We start from the raw sequence: 17255 nt of genomic DNA, 5'->3' as shown, positions 1-17255 counted from the left end.
AGCGCGAGTTGCCAGCGGCAGGATTGCCAGATAAGACGGCATTCATGCCAAAAAATGAGAACGTACGCTTTCCTGCAAACAGACGTGTCGTCAGCCTTGTCTATGATGGCCTCTGCACCTTCGAGTTCGGGATCACGGCCGAAATCTTCGGTTTGGCCCGACCTGAGGCAGGACCCGACTGGTATCAGTTCAAATCGGTCTCGCTGGAGGATCAGGTTCTCAATGCCTGTGGTGGCTTGACGGTAGCAGCAACGGGCACCGAGACGGATCTGCACCAAGCCGGAACAATTATCGTCCCCGGCTGGCGTGGACCCGACGAGCCGGTACCCGACCAGATCTGCAACGCATTGGTTCGCGCTCATGAGGGCGGCGCCCGCATCGTTTCCATCTGCGGGGGCGCGTATGTGCTCGCGGCCGCCGGCTTGCTCAATGGCCGCCGCGCCACAACGCATTGGCGTTTCGCCGAGGGCCTGGTTCAGCGCTATCCCGCCATCAAGATTGACGCGAATTGCCTCTATATTGATGAGGGCGACATCCTCACCTCGGCAGGCAGCTCAGCAGGCATCGATCTGTGCCTGCATATCGTCCGTTCGGATTTCGGAGCGGAGCTCGCCAATACGGTGGCGCGCCGGTTGGTGATGTACAGCCATCGCCAGGGTGGACAATCCCAGTTCATCGAGCGTCCCGTGCCGCTTAGGCGGGAGGCAGATCGGCTGTCATCGATCCTGGACCACATTCTGACCAACCTCCACCACCCGCACACAGTCAGTTCTCTCGCCCGCCACGCCGGCATGAGCGAACGTACCTTTCAACGTCGTTTTCGCTCTCTGACCGGCCTGCCACCGCTCAAATGGATCCTGAGGGAGCGACTTGAGCAGGCCCGCATCATGCTGGAGACCGGTTCTACCGTGCCTGATGACATCGCAAGGGCGACAGGACTCGGAAGTACTGAAAACCTACGGCTTCAGTTTGGTCGACATTACGGGGTTAGCCCAATGATTTATCGCAATCGTTTTGCGCAACGACCGCAAATAGACCAGGCGCTTCCGAAGCACACTGGCCAAAGTTCTTCGAACATCGATTTCCTCGTTGATTGAACTGCAGCCCCCCCGTGAATGTCGCAATTCATGCAACAAGATAGGCGCCGCGCAAACATGGCCCGGTTGCAGCTTGCGGCGAACCGGCCGAGGATTGCTGTGCCGCTGCTTTCGGTGGTGGCATGCGTGTCCCGATGGCAAACAAAATCGCGCTGATGGCCGAGAACCCGGCGAATAAAAGGAACATGCCTGGCCCGCCAAAAGCGCCAAGCATGGCACCGCCCAGAGTCGGTCCAATAAAGTTGCCGATGGTTGAGAACGAGTGAGCGCCAAAATAGCTGCCTCTGTTCCGATCGTTCGCAATGCCGTCGACCAGCATGTATTCGCAAGGTACGACGAGAATCTCTCCGATCGTGAAAACAACCATCGAGGCCGCAAGCCCCCAGAAGCCGGCGGCGCTGAGAAACCCGACTTCGCCGAAGGCAAACAGCATACAGCCGATCACAAGGCCGTTGAGCGCGCCTGCACGTTCGACGAACCTGCGGGCAAACGGATTCCCGATCAGAACAGCTGCACCGTTGATCGAAACGAGATAGGCGTAGATTTCCATGCCTTCGGCGACATTTCCCGTGAGGTACGGGGCGAGTGTCGCTGACCATTGGCCATAGACGGCGATCAGCAATGTGCCGCCACCGACGAAGAAGGCCAACCGCGGATCGCCGATCGCCGCCTTCAGGCTCTCAAGCAATGGCGGCGAAGCGGGTGCTTTGGAAACATCGTCACTCTGGTGAGCTGGAACGTGCAACATGTACAGGGCAAGCGCGAACATCGCGTAGACAACACCCGCAATAACGAAAAGAATGGTGGATGCAGCCCCAGCGGCAATCCCCATCAAAGGTCCGATGGCCCAGCCGACATTCGTGGCCGTGTAACGCCAGGAAAAATACCTGAGGCGCAGCGGCTGCGGACAGACGTCGCTCATCAGCGCGCGTGAAATCGGTTCATAAATCGCGAGAGCGATGGCAGCAACGATCTGGGCAATGCAAAATGCCAGCACGGTTTCAGCCAACCCCATACAGGTTAGCGCAACGGCCATGGAAAGCAGAGTAAGCGTCAGCACCGTCTTGCGCCCCACCCTGTCCGACAGGGATCCCGCGAAGGGAGCCGCGACAGCGCCTACCAGGGGACCAATGCCCAGAAGCGCGCCAATCATGGCCGGACCAAGCCCGAACGACTGCTGCAGCTTGATGGCAAGGAACGAGAGCGTCATTGCACGCGCGATGGTCACGAGTCCTGACCCCGCGATGAGGAACAGGACGTAGCTCAGTCGTTGATTGTCGTACCTCATCGGGCCTCTCAGCAATTCATGGTCGTCAATACAGCCATACCGGTATTCACGAGCTTCCGGTCTCTCCATCAGATAAATCGCGGACTTTTGCAACGCACGACGTCTGGGATGGCTGCGGCCTCGCTTGCACTATGCCGACAGCCATCATGACCCAGGCTTGTGACAAGTCATCTGAATGGCTGCGCAACCAGCCGGCCGTAAAGGGCATGATGCTGGCGATGATCTATCCGCCCCCCTGCACGAAGGCGGTGAGGCGGCCGGCGCTGGTCGGTTCGTCGGCGTGGTCGAGTGTGACGATCAACGAAAGTGGAAACAGCGCGCCGATGCTCGACCCAAGCAGGATCATCGCTGGAAGGGCAGCGTCAGTGGCATGGTGATGAGGCAGACCAAGCCTCCGAGAATGGCAAAAAGAACGGCGGCAAGAGCTCCCCGCCGATTGGGAAACCAGTTGATCATCACCGACACAGCGGGGTCGGCTAGAACCTCCACCAGCGTGAGGCCCGCGAGCAGATAGTCTGCGATATCCTCGCTCCGCCCCAGTTGAACATAGAAGGGCGGCAGCCACGCCAGCACGAGCGTGTAGGCGCCCGTGCCGACGCCGAAGAAGGCAAGCAAAAGCCACGCCCTGCCGCTTCGCGAGGGGGACGAACTACTAGTTTTACTTGTTGCCGTCCTTTGCCCTGAGGCAACACGATGCGGCTTGCCACAGAACAAGCGCAAGGAGAGCAGTCAGCGCCCACAATCCCAGCATCGCTTCCGAGCCCAGTTGCCGGGACACGCTTGCTGCCGTCGCGGCTGCCAAGCGTCGGAAAGTGGGCCAGCAAAAACTGCAGACGGATGAGATTAAAAATCCCACGGGTTGACGAGATCGAGACCTGTTGTTTCAAAATCCTTGAGATTGCGCGTGGCTAGGCGTCCGCCGTTCACGCGAGCAACTGCAGCGATCATTGCATCGGGTGCTGACATTCCTCGCCCCTGACGAACCGCCCGCCCCATAATTTCTCCGTAAGCAAGCGCGGCTTCCTCCGTAAGCCCAAACATCCGATCGGCAAACCGGCGACGCCACTCTGTAAGCCCCTGTTTGAGGCGATCGGCACGCTGGTCCGGCTTGATCTTTTGAATGCCGAAAGCGATCTCGGCTATTGTCACAGTGGGCAGGGCCAATTCCGCGTCGAACCGAACCAGCCAAGCCATTAGGGCTTCGTTGGGATCCCTCCTCAATGTCTCGGAGACGACGTTCGTATCGAGAAATATCAAAGCTCAATGCCCTGATGAGGACGACGGCTTTCTCGGATGACGGCATCCAGATCGATATCTGCGGCAGCCTGCGCATTTACACGTGAGTAGAAGCTGGACGCAGGTTCGCGCCCCGCCTCGCGTATCTCGTAAGCTTCTAGCGCTCGTTCGACCACTTCAGCGATCGAACGATTTTCGCGGCGAGCCAGCCTGTGTGCCAAATCACGTGCTTTGGAGCTTCGAACAGAGAGTTGTGGTGCGGCCATTGCGGTCTCCTTCGCAGAAAATATATGGTAGCCCGGTCTCGCCATCAAGATGGCAGATGACGGCTTGCCATCTGACAAACGCAGGGCAATTGCAGAGAGGTCAAAACAACGAACATAATCTCAGAGCGTCATAAACGGCAGCATGGATGTTGCGGCTGGAAACCGCATCGCCGATCCGCACGAGATCGAAACGCTCCTGACTACCGAGCTTCGGCAATGGCGCCCGACGATTGATCAAGGCAGCATAATCCACGGCTCCAAGATTCCGCGAAAGCGGCTTCAGCTCGAGATAAAGCCCATCATTGGCAAGCGTGCCATGCTCTACAACGACTTGGGAGACGCGCCGCTCCCATTGTGCGCCGTCTGCAAAATCCGATCCGAGTGCGGCGACAAGAGCATTGCCGTCGCGCCGGACGGATTTGAGCCGCGTGTTGATGGTGACCCTGACGTTCCGTTCTGCGAAGGTACGGGCATAGGGCACGTGGTTCATGCCTCCCATATCGGGCGCGAAAAAGCGTTCGGGTGACACAATCTCGAGCTCGGCGCCGCTTCTGGCGATCACTTCGGCGGCCGACATGCCCGGATGTCCGCCATTGTCATCGAAGAGCAGGACCGCATCCGCAATCCTGACGCCGCCTGAAAGGATGTCCCAGGAAGAGGTCACGAGTTCATCGCCTGCAACGAGTTCGGGCTGCTGCGCAATGCCGCCGGTCGCAATGACAACGAGGTCGGGTTCAAGAGCAAGGACATCGCTTGCCTCCGCATAGATATCATAATGCATGCGAACACCCAGCCGCTCGAGTTCCGCCAGCCGCCAGTCGATGATGCCTATCATCTCCTTGCGTCTGACATTGCGGACGAGTAGATTGACCTGTCCGCCGGCTTTTCCCGTTGCTTCCAGGAGATCGACCACATGCCCGCGCTCGGCGAGCACACGGGCGGCCTCGAGGCCGGCCGGTCCCGCACCGACTACGACGGCCTTGCGGCGAAGCGCGGCCTTTTCGATCTCATGTGGGATCTGTCCCTCGCGGCCGGTCGCGGCATTGTGGATACAGAGTGCCTCCCCGCCTTCGTAGATCCGGTCGAGGCAGTAGGTGGCGCCGACGCAGGGCCGGATGCGTGCCTCCTCGCCGCTCTCGATCTTGCGCACGATATACGGGTCGGCGATATGGGCGCGTGTCATGCCGACCATGTCGAGCTTTCCCTCGGCGATCGCATGACGGGCTGTTGCTACATCACCGATGCGCGCGGCATGAAAGACCGGAAACTTGGTGATCGCCCTCACCTCGCCGGCAAAATCGAGATGCGGGGCAGATGCCATGCCCTGGATCGGGATGACCTCGTTGAGCGCAACGTCACTGTCGATATGGCCGCGAATGATGTTGAGAAAATCGATTTCGCCGGATCGGGCAAATCGTGATGCAATCTCTATGCCTTCCTGTCGCGACAAGCCCTTCTCCCAGTCCTCGTCTGCGACGAGACGCATGCCGACGATGAAATCCGGCCCGACTGCCTTGCGAACTGCCTGCGTGACCATGACAGAAAAACGCATGCGATTGGCGAGCGAGCCGCCAAATTCGTCCTCACGCCGGTTGGTTGCCGGCGACCAGAAGCTATCGAGCAGATGGCCGTAAGCCTCGATCTCGATACCGTCGAGGCCGGCTTCCTGCATGCGCTGCGCGGCGCTTGCATAATCGGCCACGATGCGCTCGATGTCCCAGTCTTCCACCTCTTTCGGGAAGGCCCGGTGCGCCGGCTCACGGATCGGCGAGGCTGAGAGCACCGGCAGCCAGTCGCCCTTGTTCCAGCTTGTGCGGCGGCCAAGATGCGTAAGCTGGATCATGACTGCCGCACCGAACTCATGACAGTCGTCGGCAAGGCTCTTCAGCCAGGGCACGATCTCGTCGCGATAGGCATGGAGATTGCCGAAGGATGGCGGAGAGTCAGGTGAGACGACCGCCGATCCCGCCGTCATGGTCAGCGCGATGCCACCCCTCGCCTTTTCCCTGTGATAAAGCCGGTAGCGATCCGTCGGCATGCCGTTTTCCGAATAGGCCGGCTCGTGAGCGGTCGACATGACCCGGTTTTTCAGCGTCAGGTGCTTGAGTTGAAACGGCTGCAGCAGGGGATCTTTGGAGGACATGTCCGCACTCGTTGCTTGGGTGGGAGTGGCAATCGAACCGCTATTCTGACCCATGGCGCCTGAAATGACGATCCGATCGGCGTCGCTTTCTAGCCGGCATGCGCCCGCCGGCTGCGGCCGAGGTCGACGGCGGTATGCCAGAGAACGGCTGCGAAGATGATGACGCCGCCGAAGAAGGTGGCGACAGGCGGTTGCTCGGAAAACAGAAGCCAGACCCAGAACGGGGTCAGCACGATCTCCATCGTCCCTATCAGCGCAGCTTCGGCCGGCGGCATTCGTCTGGCCCCTGCCAGGAAAAGCACAAGCGCCAGCGAAAAATTGGTCGCACCGAAAGCAGCAAGCACGATCCAGTTATGAAGATCAACCGAGCCGACCGAGCCGAATGGAGCGAAGATGACGAGTGTCAGGAAGGCGCTGACAACAGTCGGCGGCAGGCTCGGAACCTCGGGATTGATGCGCGGGATGATGATGACGAGGGCGAAGGAGACCGTCATGCCAAGCGCCAAGAGGTCGCCGATCCCGGTACCACCGCCGATCGACGAGGCGACGATGACCACGACACCCAGAAGAGAAATGCCCCCGGCAATCAGCGTGCGCCGTCCGACGCCCTCTTTCAGGATGATCCATCCGAACAGGGCGGCGATGAAGGGTGCCGTCGAATAGATCATCGTCACATTCGCGACGCTGGTCATATAGAGCGCCCCGATGAAGCAGCCCTGACTGACGGTCTGGCAGACAATCATCGCCAGACCGGACGGATGCAGGACCGAACGCCATTGATTTCGTGATATCCCGCCTTCGAGGAACAGGCAGGGGATCAGCAGGAACAGCCCGCCGAACAGCGAACGCCAGGCGATCGCCGTCCAGACATCTGTCGTCAGGAGCCGCGAGTAGACCCCGCTGGCGCTCCAGGCAAGTGTCGCCCCGATGACGAGAAGGATGCCCTTCTCGCGCTCGCCGGCACCGAGATGCCTAGCCGAATGGTCAATGGTCACGCAAGTTAGTCTCGAAGGAGGAAAAGTCGAACGCACCTCCTTTCTGCACCCGCAATTGACATCAGACAAACGAATAGTAGAGATGGATGGCATCGATTTTTTCTATGGCTGTCCATGCGCGAGCCCATCGAGAGTGATCTTCTCCGGACCTTCCTCGTCGTCGTCGAGACCACCAATTTTTCGGCGGCCGCCCAGCGCGTCGGCAGAACGCAGTCTGCGATCAGCGCGGCGATCAAGAAGCTGGAAGACACGATCGGCGAAGCACTGTTCGAACGCGGCGCTCGAGGGGTCGTCCTTACACGTCAGGGCGTCCAGCTTGTCCCCTATGCGCGGCGCGTCATCGATCTCCTGAGCGAGGCGGCAGCGACGATCCGCAGCAAGCCGCTCGGCGGACCGGTTCGCATCGGTATTCCCGAGGAATATAGCCAGACCGTGCTGCCCGCCGCACTTGCAGCCTTCGCCGTGCGTCATCCGGCTGTCGAGGTTACGATCTCCTGCGATTATACCGTCCGCAACATCGCCGCCCTTGAACGCGATGAGCTCGATCTCGCCGTCGTTTTCGACTGGAGCGATCAGATGAGTGGCGAGGTGCTCTGCATCGACCCAACCGTCTGGGTGACCTCGATCGTCCACCGGCTGCACGACATCGATCCGCTGCCAATCGCCACCTATAGAGACTCGAGCTGGTGTCGCGATTTTGCGTTGAAGTCGCTGCACCAGCTCGGTCGCAACTACCGGGTCGCCTTCATTGCTGATACCAGTTCCGGACTGAAGAACGCCGTGACTGCCGGTCTTGCCGTCACCACCCTGTCGCGCAGCAACATCCCACCCGGCTGCCGGGAACTGACGACTGAGGACGGCTTCCCGCCGGTCGATTCCTCAAGGGTCGTGCTTCGTCGCAACACCTTCCGGTCGAGCGAAGCGGTTCGCGAGCTTGCCGAGATGGTGCGCGATGCCTTCCAACCTATGGCCGGGCTTCCGATGGCCTGACCGGTCGCCGCAGCCGTCGCCGCGTTTCCGACGGGCTTTCGGAATAGCTTGCCCGATAGCTTCGCGCGAAGGCGGAGGCCGAATTGAAGCCGGTTGCAGCCGCAATATCGGCGAAGGACGCCGTCGTCTCGATCACCTTGCGCCGCGCCGCGTTCAATCTGAGCGCAAGATAGTGGATATGGGGCGGCGCACCGATCGAGGCCTGGAAGAGATCCTGCAGGTGCCGGGCGCTGATCCCGACCCTGCGGGCAAGACGCGCCAGCACGATCGGCTGCTCGATATTGTCCTCCATCAGCCGCACGGCGTGGGCCACCCGCGGATCGTCCATGCGCAAGCCTGCCGACAGCGCCTCGTCGGCATGAAAGGCCGGCTGCTCGTAGCGGAACAGCCGGCTGACCTCGAGCGCCAGCGAATAGCTCTGGCGTCGCCGGATGATCTCCAGCATCAGGTCCACGGTCGGCAGCGAGCCTGATGTCGTCACACGCTTGCCGTCGATGACGAACCGGTCCTTGACGGCCGCCACGTGCGGATAGGCGAGCGCGAAATCCTCGTAATCCTCCCAATGCACGGTCGCCGACAAGCCGTCGAGCAGGCATGCTTCGGCAAGCAGCCAGGTTCCGGATTCGATGCCGGCGATCATCGTCCGGTGGCGAGCCGCCTGCGATAACTGCATCTTCAGGGAAGCAGTTGCGCTTTGCCGCCAGTTGTAGCTCGCCAGCACGAAGAGCGGCGTGTCCGACGCCGTCGTCTGGAACGTCCCCTGCGCCGGTATGGCAATGTGGCTGGTTGTCGGCACAGCTTCTCCATCAGGCGTGAAGATGCGCCAGCGGTAGAGCTCGCTGCCGGAAATGCGATTTGCTCCGCGCAACGGCTCGATGACGGACGCAATGAGAATGAGATTGGTGTCCGGCAGGACAAGAAGATCGATGTCGAGCCGTTCGGTCGATCGCTGCAGCAAACTCCCCTCCCCGATGTTCCGATAATGTATCGATCGATTCCGAAAATGCAAAGCATCCTCACTCATCCTGGCGCGTAATAGCCTCAAGACGAGGGAGAACAACAAACATGCCTCTTGCGATGAACCGCGATGTCTTCATCACCTGTGCCGTCACCGGCGCCGGCGATACGGTTTCGAAATCCAGCCACGTTCCCATCACTCCCAAGCAGATCGCGGCCTCCGCGATCGATGCCGCCAAGGCTGGGGCGGCAGTCGTTCACTGCCATGTCCGCGATCCGGAAACCGGTGCCGCAAGTCGCCGCAACGACCTCTACAGGGAGGTCACCGACCGCATCCGATCGGCCGATGTCGACGTGGTGCTGAACCTGACGGCCGGCATGGGCGGTGACCTGATTTTCGGCGATGTCGAAAGCCCGCTTCCCCTGAAGGCGGCTGGAACGGATATGGCAGGGGCAACCGAGCGCGTCCGCCATGTCGCCGAATGCCTGCCCGAAATCTGCACGCTCGACTGCGGCACGATGAACTTCAATCTCGGCGATTACGTCATGACCAACACGCCCGCCATGCTGCGGGCAATGGCGAAGAAGATGACCGATCTCGGCGTGCGCCCTGAGATTGAGGCCTTCGACACAGGGCATCTTTGGTTTGCAAAACAGCTCGCCGAAGAAGGCCTGATCGAAGATCCGGTGCTGATCCAGCTCTGCATGGGCATTCCCTGGGGTGCTCCAGACGATCTCAATACCTTCATGGCCATGGTCAACAACGTGCCCAACAGCTGGACCTTCTCGGCCTTTTCGATCGGTCGCAACGCCGTGGCCTATCCGGCTGCCGCGGTTCTGGCGGGCGGCAATGTCCGCGTTGGCCTGGAGGATAATCTCTATATCGGCAAGGGCGCTCTCGCCACCAATGCGCAGCTCGTCGAAAAGGCCGTGCAGGTGGTCGAAGGCATGGGTGCCAGGATCATCGGTCCTGAGGACGTCCGCAAGAAACTGAATCTGACGAAGCGCTGAGGACGACATGACAGGGATTACCAAAGCGGCCTGTATCGGCGGCGGCGTCATCGGCGGCGGATGGATTGCACGTTTTCTGCTTGCCGGCATCGATGTCAGCGTCTTCGATCCGCATCCGGAAGCAAGCCGCATCGTCGGCGAAGTCCTTGCCAATGCGGAAAAAGCCTATGCCATGCTGACCGGCGCGCCGCTGCCGCCGCGCGGCCGGCTTACCTTCGAAACGTCGCTGCAAGAGGCCGTCTCCGGTGCGGACTGGATCCAGGAAAGCGTACCGGAACGGCTCGACCTCAAGCGCCGCGTCTTGACGGAAATCGACGCTGCCGCACGCCCCGATGCCCTCATCGGCTCGTCCACGTCAGGCCTGCTGCCGAGCGACCTGCAGCGCAACATGAAGCATCCCGAGCGCCTCTTCGTCGCCCATCCCTACAATCCCGTCTACCTGCTGCCATTGGTGGAAATTGTCGGCGGCGAGAAGACTTCGAAAGCGACTATCGAGGCAGCGATGGAGCGCCTGGCTCCTATCGGCATGAAGGGCGTTCATATTGCCAAGGAGATCGAGGCCTTCGTCGGCGACCGACTGCTCGAAGCGCTGTGGCGCGAGGCGCTCTGGCTCATCCATGACGATATCTGCACCGTCGAGACGCTCGATGACGTCATCCGCTATTCTTTCGGACTGCGCTGGGCGCAGATGGGCCTGTTCCAGACCTATCGCATCGCCGGCGGCGAGGCCGGAATGCGCCATTTCCTCGCCCAGTTCGGGCCATGCCTTGCCTGGCCCTGGACGAAGCTTACCGATGTCGTCGATCTCGACGACGCGCTGATCGAGAAGATCGGAAAACAGTCCGACGAACAGGCTGCCGGCCTTTCGATCCGCGCACTGGAGCGCATCCGCGACGAAAATCTCGTCGGCATCCTGCAGGCGCTGAAGGCCGGAAACGACGGCAAGGGCTGGGGTGCCGGCGAGTTGCTCAAGGATTTCGAACGGTCCCTCTGGGCCGCAGGTGCCGGGAAGACTGCTCCTGCCGACCCCGCAGAGCCCCTGAAGCTCGTCGAGACGAAGGTGAGCCCCGCCTGGGTTGACTATAATGGCCATATGACGGAGCATCGCTACCTGCAGGTCTTTGGCGACACCTCCGACGCGCTTTTGCGCCTGATCGGGGTCGATCTTGCCTATGTCGAGGCCGGGCAGAGCTACTATACGGTCGAGACCCATATCCGCCATCTTGGCGAGGCAAAACTCGGGCAGGCGATCCATTCGACTTGCCAGATCCTCGCAGTCGACGACAAGCGGCTGCACCTCTTCCACACGATCCGCGACACCGAGAGCGGCGCCGTGCTCGCCACTGCCGAGCAGATGCTGCTGCATGTCGATACCGAGGCCGGCAAGGCGACCCCGGCACCTGTCGCTGTACTCGACAAGGCGAATGCTATTGCCGCGGCTCACGCAAAGCTGCCTCCCCCCGATGGGGTTGGCCGCCATGTCGGCCAGAAACGATAGGGAGATCGACATGGATTTCGGCCTCAGCGAAGAACAGGAAATGATCGTCGAGACGGTCCGCGGCTTCGTCGAAACCGAAATCCATCCGCATGAGAACGAAGTCGAGCGCACAGGTTTCGTTCCGCCGGATCTCGCAGCGGAGATCCGGCGCAAATGCATCGAACTCGGCTTCTACGCCTGCAATTTCCCCGAAGAGGCCGGCGGCGCCGGCCTCGATCATGTCACCTTCACGCTGGTCGAGCGGGAACTTGGCCGCGGCTCCATGGCGCTGACGGTCTTTTTCGGCCGGCCCTCCGGCATCCTGATGGCCTGCGAGGGCGAACAGCGTGAACGGTATTTGCTTCCTGCCGTCCGCGGAGAAAAGATCGACGCGCTGGCGATCACCGAGCCGGATGCCGGTTCAGACATGCGCGGCATGAAATGCATCGCTCGCAGCGACGGCAGCGACTTCGTCCTCAACGGTACCAAGCATTTCATCTCGCATGCCGATGTCGCCGATTTCATCATCGTCTTTGCCGCAACCGGCGAGGAGGAAACGCCAAGGGGCCTCAAGAAGAAGATCACCGCGTTTCTGGTCGATCGCGGCACGCCGGGCTTCGAAATTCTCAAGGGTTACGATTCCGTCTCCCATCGTGGCTATCACAACTGCACCCTGAGCTTTGCCGATTGCCGGATTGCGGCCTCCCAGGTGCTCGGCGAGGTCCATCGCGGCTTCGAACTCGCCAATCAATGGCTCTACGGCACGCGGCTGACTGTCGCCGCCACCTGCGTCGGCCGGGCACGTCGCGTCTTTGACATGGCGCTTTCCTATGCTGCCGAGCGCAAGCAGTTCGGCAGGCCGATCGGCGCCAACCAGGGGGTCTCCTTCAAGCTTGCCGACATGATCACCGAGATCGACGCAGCCGAATGGCTGACACTCTCGGCGGCATGGCGGCTGGATGCAGGCCTGACTTCCGATCGCGAAATCGCTTCGGCCAAGCTTTACGCCTCCGAAATGCTTGCCCGCGTCACCGATGAAGCGATCCAGATCTATGGCGGCATGGGCCTGATGGACGATCTGCCGCTTGCCCGCTTCTGGCGGGATGCGCGCGTCGAACGCATCTGGGACGGCACGTCGGAAATCCAGCGCCACATCATCAGCCGCGATCTCCTGCGGCCTCTGGGAGCGTAGCCGATGCCAGCACGCACGCTCGATCGCCTGTTCAGACCGCAAACGATCGCCGTCTTCGGCGGCCGGGAAGCGCGTCGGGTGATCGAGCAGTGCGACCGAATGGGATTTGCGGGTAAGCTCTGGCCCGTTCACCCGACGCTCGACGAGGTCCTCGGGCGGCGCTGCTACAGAAGCGTTTCCGACCTGCCGTCGCCGCCAGACGCGGCCTTCGTCGGGGTCAACAGGATATTGACCATCGAACTCGTGCGCAGCCTGTCGGCAGCGGGTGCCGGGGGTGTGGTCTGTTATGCCTCGGGCTTCAGCGAGGCCGTGGTGGAGCTTGCCGATGGCAACGACCTGCAACGAGCGCTGGTTGGCGCCGCCGGCGACATGCCGATCCTCGGACCGAACTGCTACGGCTTCATCAACGGCCTCGACGGCGCGCTGCTCTGGCCCGATCAGCACGGCATGAGGCGCGTCGAACGCGGCGTGGCGATCTTGACCCAATCGTCGAATATAGCGCTCAACCTGACCATGCAGACACGCGGCCTTCCGATCGCCTATGTCGTGACGTCGGGCAACCAGGCGCAAACCTCGCTCTGCGACCTCGCCTGCGGACTGCTTGCCGACCCGCGCGTGACGGCACTCGGCCTCCATGTCGAAGGTTTTGGCGACAAAGCCGCGCTTGAGCGCCTTGCCGCCACAGCTCGCCTGACGAAAAAGCCTGTTGTTGTTTTGAAAGTCGGCAAGTCCGAACAGGCAAGACAGGCAACGCTCTCCCACACAGCATCCCTTGCCGGCGGCGATGCCGTGGCCGATGCGGTGCTTGCCCGCCTCGGCCTCGGCCGCGTCGAGACGCTGCCGGCGCTGCTTGAAACGCTGAAACTCCTGCATGTCGCAGGCCCGCTGCAAGGTGCCTCGATCTCCTCGATGAGTTGCTCGGGTGGCGAAGCCTCGCTGATGTCGGATGCTGCGATCGGACGCGCTGTCACGTTCCGAGATCTCGAACAAAAGCAACTGCCGCGCCTGAGAAAGATCCTCGGCGACATGGTGACGCTCTCCAATCCGCTCGATTACCACACGTTCGTGTGGGGCGATCTCGCGCGTCAGACAGAGGCTTTCACCGCCATGTTCGAAGGTAGCTACGACCTCAATCTCGTCGTCCTCGATTTTCCGCGCGGCGATCGATGCGAGGCGGCAGATTGGGTGACGACGGTTGACGCGGTCACCGCTGCGGCGTCTGCGACAGGCGCGCTTGCCGGGATCATGGCGACCCTCCCCGAAAACATGCCGGAGGCCGTCGCCGACGGTCTGATCGCTGAAGGCGTCGTCCCCTTCTGCGGTATTGATGAAACCCTGATTGCCGCAGAAATCGCAGCCGGCATCGGCCATGCCTGGCGCAAGCCGCCTTCCCTGCCGCTTCTCAATGTGGCGCCAGTCGAAGGCGCAATCGAAACACTAACGGAGGCTGATGCAAAGACCGAACTCGATCTCGCCGGCCTTCGGATCCCCAAAGGCCGAGTTGCAAGCTCGCCGCTTCAGGCGGCAGATTGTGCCGCGCGGCTCGGCTTTCCTGTTGTCCTGAAAGCTCTTGGCGTCCCGCACAAGACCGAAGCAGGCGCCGTCGCACTCAACCTGAAGGATGCCAAGGCAGTATCGGATGCCGCATCAAAGATGACTGCGACACGCGGTTTTCTGGTCGAGCAGATGATCGACCGGCCCGTCGCCGAGCTGATCGTCGGCGCCTCTCGCGACCCGGTCTTCGGATTATCGCTAACGCTCGGCGCCGGCGGAATTTTCGTCGAATTGCTGGAGGATTCCGTCATTTTGCCGCTGCCGACGACGAGGTCGGAAATTTCCGAGGCAATTTCACGCCTGAAGATCGGAAAATTGATCGAGGGATATCGCGGGCGTCCGAAAGGAGACCTCGAAGCGACCGTAACGGCTGTCGCACGGGCGGCAGATTATGTCGTAATGAATGCGGCACGGCTGGAGGAACTGGACATTAATCCATTGATGGTTCTTCCTGAAGGTCACGGCGTGGCCGCAGTCGATGCCCTGATCCGGCGGAGGAGGTAGCATAGGTTGAGCGACCCCATTCGCACCCGACAGGTTGGCGCAGTGCTGGAAGTCATCATCGACCGGCCGAAGGCGAACGCAATCGATCTTGCTACCAGCCGCACCATGGGACTGATATTCCGTGATTTCCGCGACGATCCATCGCTGCGCGTGGCAATCATCTCCGGTGCAGGCGAGAAATTCTTCTGTGCCGGATGGGACCTGAAGGCTGCCGCAGCAGGCGACGCGGTCGACGGCGATTATGGTGTTGGCGGTTTCGGCGGGTTGCAGGAGCTGCGCGATCTCAACAAGCCTGTCATCTGCGCCGTCAACGGCATCTGTTGTGGAGGCGGACTGGAGATCGCGCTAGCGGCCGACCTGATCCTCGCCGCCGAACATGCGACCTTCGCCCTTCCGGAAATCCGCTCCGGCACGGTTGCCGACGCCGCCTCGGTGAAGCTTCCGAAGCGCATCCCCTATCACATCGCCATGGACATGCTTTTGACCGGCCGCTGGCTTGACGTCCAGGAGGCGCATCGCTGGGGTTTCGTCAACGAAATCCTGCCAGCGGACAGGCTGATGGAGCGGGCTTGGGATCTCGCCCGCCTGCTCGAAAGCGGGCCGCCGCTTGTCTATGCGGCCATCAAGGAAATCGTGCGTGAATCGGAGGGTTCGACCTTCCAGACTGCCATGAACAAGATCACCAAACGGCAGTTTGCAACGGTTGACCGGCTTTATTCGAGCGAGGACCAATTGGAAGGCGCACGGGCTTTCGCCGAAAAAAGAAGCCCCAACTGGAAAGGACGGTAACAGGCGGCGACAACAGCATCATCTTCCCGCAAGCGTGCGGGCACCTCGAACGGAAGAGGAAACCGGTCGGGGATCATGCCCGGAAATCGAAGTCAACGCACCATAAGAAGGAGAAGGGGAATGAACGACTACACGAAATATCTCGCAACCCGGGTGACCGCCGGTGGCCTCAGCCGCCGCGAATTCCTGGGACGTGCCATGGCAGCCGGCCTGACGCTTGCCGTTGCCGACAAGCTCTTTACCGAAAGTGCTAGAGCCGCCGAGCCGAAGCGCGGCGGTCATCTGAAGCTTGGCCTGGAGGGCGGAGCTGCAACCGATTCCAAGGACCCGGCGAAATTTCTGTCGCAATTCATGTTCTGCGTCGGTCGCTGCTGGGGCGACATGCTGGTCGAATCCGATCCACTGACGGGCGCCGCCGTACCGGCGCTTGCCGAATCCTGGGAACCGTCGAAGGATGCGGCAACCTGGACCTTCAAGATCCGCAAGGGCGTCAAGTTCCACAATGGCAAGGAACTGACGATCGATGACGTGGTTGCGACCCTTAAGCGTCATACCGACAAGGCGTCGGAATCCGGCGCGCTCGGTGTTCTCGGCTCGATCAAGGAAATCAAGGCGGACGGCGGCAATCTCGTGCTGACGCTTTCCGAAGGCAATGCCGATATGCCGCTGCTGTTGACCGACTATCATCTGGTCATTCAGCCAAATGGCGGTAACGACGATCCTCTCGCCTCGATCGGCACGGGTCCCTATAAGTTGACGAACTTCGAGGCGGGCGTGCGCGCCACCTTCGAGAAGAACAAGGACGACTGGCGCACCGACCGCGGTTATGTCGATTCCATCGAAATCATCGGCATGAACGACGCCACGGCGCGCATCGCCGCGCTGTCGTCCGGCCAGGTGCATTACATCAACCGTGTCGATCCGAAGACCGTCAACCTCTTGAAGCGTGCTCCGAATGTCGAGATCCTTTCGACTGCCGGGCGCGGCCACTATGTCTTCATCATGCATTGCGACAAGGCGCCGTTCGACAACAACGACCTGCGTCTCGCGCTCAAATACGCCATGGACCGCGAGACCATGGTGGAGAAGATCCTCGGCGGTTACGGCAAGGTCGGCAACGACTTTCCGATCAACAGTACCTACGCGCTTTTCCCCGAAGGCATCGAGCAGCGCGTCTACGATCCCGACAAGGCGGCCTTCCACTACAAGAAATCAGGCCACAGCGGCTCGGTCCTTCTGCGCACGTCCGAAGTCGCTTTCCCCGGCGGTGTCGACGCGGCCGTCCTCTATCAGGAAAGCTGCAAGAAGGCCGGCATCGAGATCGAGGTCAAGCGCGAGCCGGGCGACGGTTACTGGACCAACGTCTGGAACGTCCAGCCCTTCTCGACCTCCTATTGGGGCGGTCGCCCGACGCAGGACCAGATGTATTCCACCGCCTATCTCTCGACGGCCGACTGGAACGACACCCGCTTCAAGCGCCCTGACTTCGACAAGCTGTTGCTGCAGGCCCGCTCCGAACTTGATGAAGCCAAGCGCAAGGACATGTATCGCGCCATGGCGATGATGGTCCGCGACGAGGGTGGCGTCATCCTGCCGATGTTCAACGACTTCGTGAACGCCTCCACCAAGCAGGTGAAGGGCTACGTCCACGACATCGGCAACGACATGTCGAACGGCTATGTCGCAACCCGCGTCTGGCTGGAGGCCTGACGCCGGGCGTCTGCCCTCAGATCTCCAGGCAAGTCGGGACCGTGGG

At 61.1% G+C, this 17255-nt stretch carries 15 protein-coding genes; 8 read left to right on the top strand and 7 right to left on the bottom strand.

Going from position 1 to position 17255, the window contains the following annotated elements:
- The first annotated feature begins 23 nt into the window (after window positions 1–23).
- Entirely contained in the window at window positions 24–1097 is a 1074-nt protein-coding gene (gene ftrA / locus ACK9YZ_RS26955; RefSeq protein WP_416068306.1) for a transcriptional regulator FtrA, read from the top strand.
- 28 nt (window positions 1098–1125) lie between these two features.
- Here ftrA and ACK9YZ_RS26950 read toward each other — a convergent pair whose 3' ends face one another.
- The 6 genes from ACK9YZ_RS26950 to ACK9YZ_RS26925 all read right to left on the bottom strand — a co-directional run bounded on the left by ACK9YZ_RS26950 (window position 1126) and on the right by ACK9YZ_RS26925 (window position 7025).
- Window positions 1126–2385 carry an MFS transporter gene (locus ACK9YZ_RS26950; RefSeq protein WP_416068305.1) on the bottom strand — a complete coding sequence of 420 codons (1260 nt, stop codon included), beginning with the start codon at window positions 2383–2385 and terminating at the stop codon, window positions 1126–1128.
- A gap of 342 nt (window positions 2386–2727) precedes the next feature.
- The gene (locus ACK9YZ_RS26945; protein ID WP_416068304.1) at window positions 2728–3000 is read right to left on the bottom strand and encodes a hypothetical protein; all 273 of its coding nucleotides are present in this window, start codon (window positions 2998–3000) and stop codon (window positions 2728–2730) included.
- A gap of 228 nt (window positions 3001–3228) precedes the next feature.
- Complete coding sequence (locus tag ACK9YZ_RS26940; RefSeq protein ID WP_416068303.1) at window positions 3229–3642, bottom strand: type II toxin-antitoxin system VapC family toxin; 414 nt, start codon at window positions 3640–3642, stop codon at window positions 3229–3231.
- Window positions 3639–3887, bottom strand: a complete 249-nt coding sequence (locus ACK9YZ_RS26935; RefSeq protein WP_183725134.1) for a type II toxin-antitoxin system VapB family antitoxin — start codon at window positions 3885–3887, stop codon at window positions 3639–3641. The genes ACK9YZ_RS26940 and ACK9YZ_RS26935 overlap by 4 nt, the downstream gene beginning before the upstream one ends.
- Window positions 3888–3987: 100 nt before the next feature.
- Window positions 3988–6030, bottom strand: a complete 2043-nt coding sequence (locus ACK9YZ_RS26930) for an FAD-dependent oxidoreductase (protein WP_416068302.1) — start codon at window positions 6028–6030, stop codon at window positions 3988–3990.
- Window positions 6031–6119: 89 nt separating this feature from the next.
- Entirely contained in the window at window positions 6120–7025 is a 906-nt protein-coding gene (locus ACK9YZ_RS26925) for a DMT family transporter (protein ID WP_416068301.1), read from the bottom strand.
- A 114-nt stretch (window positions 7026–7139) separates the two neighbouring features.
- Between ACK9YZ_RS26925 and ACK9YZ_RS26920 the strand changes: the two genes are divergently transcribed.
- On the top strand, window positions 7140–8015 hold the full coding sequence (locus ACK9YZ_RS26920) for a LysR family transcriptional regulator (protein WP_183725140.1): 876 nt from the start codon (window positions 7140–7142) through the stop codon (window positions 8013–8015).
- Here the strand turns inward: ACK9YZ_RS26920 and ACK9YZ_RS26915 are convergent.
- Window positions 7990–9039 carry a GlxA family transcriptional regulator gene (locus tag ACK9YZ_RS26915; protein ID WP_416068300.1) on the bottom strand — a complete coding sequence of 350 codons (1050 nt, stop codon included), beginning with the start codon at window positions 9037–9039 and terminating at the stop codon, window positions 7990–7992. The two genes, ACK9YZ_RS26920 and ACK9YZ_RS26915, sit on opposite strands and share 26 nt — an antisense overlap.
- A gap of 41 nt (window positions 9040–9080) precedes the next feature.
- On the opposite strand from ACK9YZ_RS26915, the gene ACK9YZ_RS26910 reads away from it, so the two are divergent.
- The 6 genes from ACK9YZ_RS26910 to ACK9YZ_RS26885 all read left to right on the top strand — a co-directional run bounded on the left by ACK9YZ_RS26910 (window position 9081) and on the right by ACK9YZ_RS26885 (window position 17209).
- Complete coding sequence (locus ACK9YZ_RS26910; RefSeq protein WP_416068299.1) at window positions 9081–9983, top strand: 3-keto-5-aminohexanoate cleavage protein; 903 nt, start codon at window positions 9081–9083, stop codon at window positions 9981–9983.
- Window positions 9984–9990: 7 nt separating this feature from the next.
- Complete coding sequence (locus tag ACK9YZ_RS26905) at window positions 9991–11481, top strand: carnitine 3-dehydrogenase (protein ID WP_416068298.1); 1491 nt, start codon at window positions 9991–9993, stop codon at window positions 11479–11481.
- A gap of 10 nt (window positions 11482–11491) precedes the next feature.
- On the top strand, window positions 11492–12652 hold the full coding sequence (locus ACK9YZ_RS26900; protein ID WP_416068438.1) for an acyl-CoA dehydrogenase family protein: 1161 nt from the start codon (window positions 11492–11494) through the stop codon (window positions 12650–12652).
- Window positions 12653–12655: 3 nt separating this feature from the next.
- Complete coding sequence (locus ACK9YZ_RS26895; protein WP_416068297.1) at window positions 12656–14710, top strand: acetate--CoA ligase family protein; 2055 nt, start codon at window positions 12656–12658, stop codon at window positions 14708–14710.
- Window positions 14711–14716: 6 nt separating this feature from the next.
- Window positions 14717–15499, top strand: a complete 783-nt coding sequence (locus tag ACK9YZ_RS26890; protein WP_416068296.1) for a carnitinyl-CoA dehydratase — start codon at window positions 14717–14719, stop codon at window positions 15497–15499.
- A 120-nt stretch (window positions 15500–15619) separates the two neighbouring features.
- Window positions 15620–17209: an ABC transporter substrate-binding protein gene (locus ACK9YZ_RS26885; protein ID WP_416068295.1), complete on the top strand. Its 1590-nt coding sequence runs from the start codon at window positions 15620–15622 to the stop codon at window positions 17207–17209.
- The last annotated feature ends 46 nt before the right edge of the window (window positions 17210–17255 follow it).

It is taken from the genome of Rhizobium sp. ZK1 (assembly GCF_047782645.1).
Lineage (GTDB): Bacteria > Pseudomonadota > Alphaproteobacteria > Rhizobiales > Rhizobiaceae > Rhizobium.
Note: the sequence above shows the minus strand (reverse complement) of the source record. Positions and strands in the feature narration are given on the sequence as shown.